Origin of the sequence: Litorivivens sp. (assembly GCF_041625495.1) — a bacterium.
Classification (GTDB): domain Bacteria; phylum Pseudomonadota; class Gammaproteobacteria; order Pseudomonadales; family Spongiibacteraceae; genus Litorivivens.
In genome coordinates, this window is the sequence record NZ_JBFJTH010000225.1 from 1 (window position 1) to 4,779 (window position 4,779).

Here is a 4,779-nt window from a genome sequence, read left to right on the forward strand (position 1 = left end):
CAAAGGCTTTTTCCACTGTACTGTCCGACTACTGTAAAAGGGGAGGGCGATGGTAGCAAAAGTGAACAAGGCTGACCATTACCGTGGCTTCACGTAGATGCGTATTGTGGCTTAAAGGCCCCGCCGGAACGGGTTACACTGTGCGCCTTTTACGCAGTGCAGCGGAGACAAGCTTGAGTACCGAATTGGAAACCGTCAGGGATTTTTTACGCTGGGCTATCTCTCGTTTTGGCGAGGCCGACCTGTATTACGGGCACGGTACTGATAACGCCCAGGATGAAGCCTGGTTTTTGCTGTGCTCAGCCCTGAAGCTACCCTTTGATCTGGATGGTCGTCTGCTGGACGGCCGGTTGACGAAAGATGAGCGTGAACGCGTGTTGGCTCTGGTTGAACGTCGAGTCAGTGAACGTATTCCAGCCGCTTATCTGGTCGGTGAGGCCTGGTTTGCCGGGCTGCCGTTTCATGTCGACGAGCGGGTGCTGGTGCCCAGATCGCCCATTGCAGAATTGATTGATGTTGGGTTTGAGCCCTGGCTCGGGGGGCGTGAGCCGCGGACAATTCTCGATCTGTGTACCGGTAGTGGCTGTATTGGGATAGCCTGCGCCATGGCGTTTCCGTATGCCTCTGTGGTTCTCAGCGATCTGTCAGAAGATGCGCTGGCCGTGGCCCAATCCAATATAGTGCGACATGGTTTACGCGATAGGGTAAATACGGTTCAGTCTGACGTGTTTTCGGGATTGAAGGGGCAGCAGTTTGATCTGATCGTTTCTAACCCACCGTATGTAGATGCGCAAGATCTTGCAGCGATGCCGCAGGAGTACCATGCAGAGCCCCCACTGGGCTTGGGCTCTGGCAGTGATGGCCTGAACATTACGCGCCAGATCCTGCAGGCGGCGCGCGAACATCTGACAGAAGGTGGTCTGCTGATAGTGGAAGTGGGGAACAGCGGCGCCGCGCTAGAGGAAGCCTACCCGGAGCTACCGTTGACCTGGGTTGAGTTTGAGCACGGCGGTCATGGTGTATTTGTGATTGCACGAGAGGATCTGCCTGCGCTCTGACGGCGGCAGGGGATTTGCGTATAATTGCCGCTTTGCGGTTTGCAGCGAGTGAGAGATGTCCGGGAATACCTTCGGAAAATTGTTTACGGTTACCACCTTCGGCGAGAGCCACGGATTGGCGCTGGGCGCTGTTGTTGACGGTTGCCCACCGGGGCTGGAAATCACTGAGGAAGACCTGCAGCGTGACCTCGATCGTCGCAAGCCCGGCACCTCTCGCTATACCACGCAGCGTCGTGAAGCCGATGAAGTCAAAATTCTGTCGGGGGTATTTGAAGGGAAAACCACCGGTACATCCATTGGCTTGCTGATTGAGAACACTGATCAGCGCTCCAAGGATTACAGCAAAATCAAAGACCGCTTCCGCCCGATGCATGCCGATTACACCTATACCCACAAATACGGTGTGCGTGATTATCGCGGCGGTGGTCGTTCGTCGGCACGGGAAACGGCGATGCGGGTCGCGGCTGGCGCCATCGCCAAGAAATACCTGCGCACCCAGTGTGGCATTGAAGTGCGCGGTTATCTCTCGCAGTTGGGCCCTATTGCCATAGAAAAGGTCGATTGGGATGTGGTGGAAACCAACCCGTTCTTCTGTCCGGACGAAAGCAAGGTCGAATCCATGGAAGGCTTTATGCAACAGTTGCGTAAAGACGGTGATTCCATTGGCGCCCGCCTCAATATCGTTGCCAGCAATGTGCCGCCTGGTTTGGGCGAGCCGGTGTTTGACCGCCTCGATGCGGAACTCGCTTATGCGCTGATGGGCATTAATGCGGTCAAAGGCGTGGAAATTGGTGCCGGTTTTGATGCGGTGGTCGCGCGTGGCAGTGAACATCGCGACGAGATTACGCCTCAGGGCTTTACCGGCAATAACGCTGGTGGCGTGCTGGGAGGCATTAGTTCCGGGCAGGATATTGTTGCGTCAATCGCCCTGAAGCCCACCTCAAGTATTCTGGTTCCCGGCAAGACGATCGATGTGGATGGCAACCCGGTCGACGTTGTTACCACCGGTCGTCACGACCCTTGTGTTGGTATTCGCGCGGTGCCCATTGCCGAAGCCATGGTTGCCCTGGTGCTGATGGATCATCTGCTGCGCCATCGGGCGCAGAATAGCGGCGTGCAAGTAACGACGCCAGTTGTATCGGGTAATGCACCAGGCACAAACGTTTAGGGTATGGCGCTCCCGTACTGGCGCCTTTCTGGGTTTTACTTCGCCTACTTCGGGCTGTTAGGGGCCTGGCTCCCGTACTGGGGGCTCTACCTGCAGGAGCTGGGCCACAACGCGGTAGCCATTGGTGCGCTGTCGTCTGCCGTGATGGCAACCAAAGTTGTGGCGCCGAGTTTGTGGGGGTGGTTGGCTGATCGCTCTGGGCGTCGTTCTACCATTATCCGTGTGGGCTCCTTCCTGGCTTTATTGATCTTTCTCGGTGTTTTCTTTCGCACCGATTTTTGGTGGTTGATGGCCGTCGTGGTTGGCTACAGCTTCTTTTGGAATGCGGTGCTGGCTCAGTTTGAAGTGGTTACCCTGTCTCATCTGGAAGGGCAATACCATCGCTACAGCCTGATTCGGGTGTGGGGCTCTATTGGCTTTATCGTGACGGTTGCCGGTATTGGCGCCTTTCTCGACTATTTTTCCATTCACCTTTTGCCCTGGATTTATACTCTGCTGTTGGCGGGCATCTGGCTCAGCAGCCTCACGGTGGCAGAGAAGGCGGGCAATGATCAGCGCGATGAGCGCGAAGGCAGCCTCTGGAGTATTGTGAGTCAGCCATCGGTTGTGGCATTTTTTGTTGTCTGCATGCTGCTGCAGATAGCGCATGGCCCGTACTACACCTTTTTCAGTATCCATCTTGAAAATCTCGGTTACACCAAAACAGTAACCGGTGTGCTCTGGTCGCTCGGGGTACTGGCAGAGGTCTTCCTGTTTCTCGTGATGCATCGCTTGATGGGCGGTTTCAGTCTTCGTTCCATCATGCTGGTAAGCCTGCTGCTGTCGGTAATTCGCTGGTGGCTGATTGGTTATTTTGCTGACAACGTTGTGGTACTGTTTTTCGCCCAGCTGATGCACGCTGCCACCTTTGGCAGTTTCCATGCGGTGGCAGTTGAGTTGGTCCGCCGCTACTTCAAGGGGTATCAGGGGCAGGGTATGGCACTCTACAGCGGCCTGAGCTTTGGTGGCGGTGGTGCGCTGGGGGCAATTCTCAGCGGTATGTTGTGGGATTATGGTGCAGGGCTTACCTTCCTGCTCGCAGTGGTCGCCTCGGCGGCGGCCCTGCTCATTGCCTGGCTGTACATGCTCGATCACCGACTGACGGTGTGAAATCGCCGCGCTTTTGCGCGCTTTCTGCTTGGCCTGGTCAGCGCCCGCAGGTAACATAGTCCTCCATAACAAATTCCTCGGGAAAAGAACCAGTTATGGCAGAATCAATTGTTTACGGCTGTATCCGCGATATGGTCGGTGGCAGAGGCGAGGCTCAGGAGCGGCGCCTGACTAACCATTCCGTCATGCAAAGCCTGCCCAGCGCTGATAGCTGGCCGCTGCTGTCTCGGGAGATGTTTTCACCGGCGCCTGCCGCCGTGGATCTCGATGACGTTCATACCGATGTGATTCATTTTGGCAGTTCCTACAAAGCCATTGAACACGAGTGGAATACCTGGCTAAAGCAGTTTGAGCGCGTACTGCGCGGCATGTACTGGGTTTCTGCCACTGTGCATCTGGAAACCCTCTACAATGGCATTCACACCTTTGTGTGGGAAACCGATTCCGACTACCATGAGCCCAACAGTTCCAATATGTCCATGCGTTGTGAGTGGACTCACGAAGCTTCCTTTTAAGCGCCGTATTTTGAGTATTCCTGAGCTTTACCGGCGCTGGCGCAAATACAGCACTTCTGTTTTGGCAGTACTGGCTACGGCACTGCTGCTGTGGTCTACCGTGTTTATCTTCGATGTGCCAGCGAAAGAGGTTTTGGCCTTTCTGGCGGTGTGCATTGTCGGGGTCGGCGGGATCATGCTAGTAGCATTTGGTGCCAGCTGGGTCTTGGCGAAGGTACGCAGCCGAAAATAGCGCGAACCAGAAACCGGGGTCGTATCGAGTATTTTTTAGCCACTTGTGCTTTGGTGGGGCTTGGTCAAAAAATACTCGATACGACCCCGGTTTTTTTGGGTGAAAAAAAGGCCCCCTAAGGAGCCTTTAATTATTCACGTGTCCCAAGTCAGGGCAGCAGGTGCTGTACTGCGTCACGCTCTTCGGCCAGTTCCTGCTCGGTCGCAGTCATCTTGGCGCGGCTGAAGTCGCCAACTTCAACGCCCTGAACGATTTCCCAGTCACCACCTTTGCAGCGGCAGGGGAAGGAGTAGATCAGGCCTTCGGCAATGCCGTAGCTGCCGTCGCTGTATACGCCCATGCTCACCCAATCGTCGCCGTCGGTGCCCAGCGCCCAGCTGCGCATGTGGTCGATGGCTGCGTTGGCGGCTGATGCTGCAGAAGACGCGCCACGAGCCTTGATGATCGCTGCGCCGCGCTGTTGCACGGTGGGGATGAAGTCATTTTCGTACCAGGCCTGATCAACCAGGTCGGTGGCTTTCTTGCCGTCTACCTTGGTGTTGAACAGATCGGGGTATTGAGTGGCAGAGTGATTGCCCCAAATGGTCATGTTCTTCACGTCGTTTACAGTCTTGCCGGTTTTTTGGGCAATCTGGGTCATGGCGCGGTTGTGGTCCA

At 55.7% G+C, this 4,779-nt stretch carries 5 protein-coding genes and 1 pseudogene; 5 read left to right on the plus strand and 1 reads right to left on the minus strand.

What is annotated here, in order from left to right; genetic code table 11:
- Window positions 1–173: 173 nt before the first annotated feature.
- From prmB to ABYP39_RS17395, 5 genes are all read left to right on the plus strand, one after another.
- Window positions 174–1,058, plus strand: coding sequence for a 50S ribosomal protein L3 N(5)-glutamine methyltransferase (gene prmB / locus ABYP39_RS17375; RefSeq protein WP_372748866.1), 885 nt, complete (start codon window positions 174–176; stop codon window positions 1,056–1,058).
- A 55-nt stretch (window positions 1,059–1,113) separates the two neighbouring features.
- Window positions 1,114–2,226, plus strand: coding sequence for a chorismate synthase (aroC, locus tag ABYP39_RS17380; RefSeq protein WP_372748867.1), 1,113 nt, complete (start codon window positions 1,114–1,116; stop codon window positions 2,224–2,226).
- A gap of 3 nt (window positions 2,227–2,229) precedes the next feature.
- Window positions 2,230–3,375, plus strand: a complete 1,146-nt coding sequence (locus tag ABYP39_RS17385) for an MFS transporter (RefSeq protein WP_372748868.1) — start codon at window positions 2,230–2,232, stop codon at window positions 3,373–3,375.
- Between the two features lie 95 nt (window positions 3,376–3,470).
- On the plus strand, window positions 3,471–3,890 hold the full coding sequence (locus tag ABYP39_RS17390) for a hypothetical protein (protein ID WP_372748869.1): 420 nt from the start codon (window positions 3,471–3,473) through the stop codon (window positions 3,888–3,890).
- 10 nt (window positions 3,891–3,900) lie between these two features.
- Window positions 3,901–4,122, plus strand: coding sequence for a hypothetical protein (locus ABYP39_RS17395; RefSeq protein WP_372758123.1), 222 nt, complete (start codon window positions 3,901–3,903; stop codon window positions 4,120–4,122).
- A 148-nt stretch (window positions 4,123–4,270) separates the two neighbouring features.
- Here ABYP39_RS17395 and ABYP39_RS17400 read toward each other — a convergent pair.
- A pseudogene (locus ABYP39_RS17400) lies at window positions 4,271–4,779 on the minus strand (malate dehydrogenase); the annotation flags it as partial.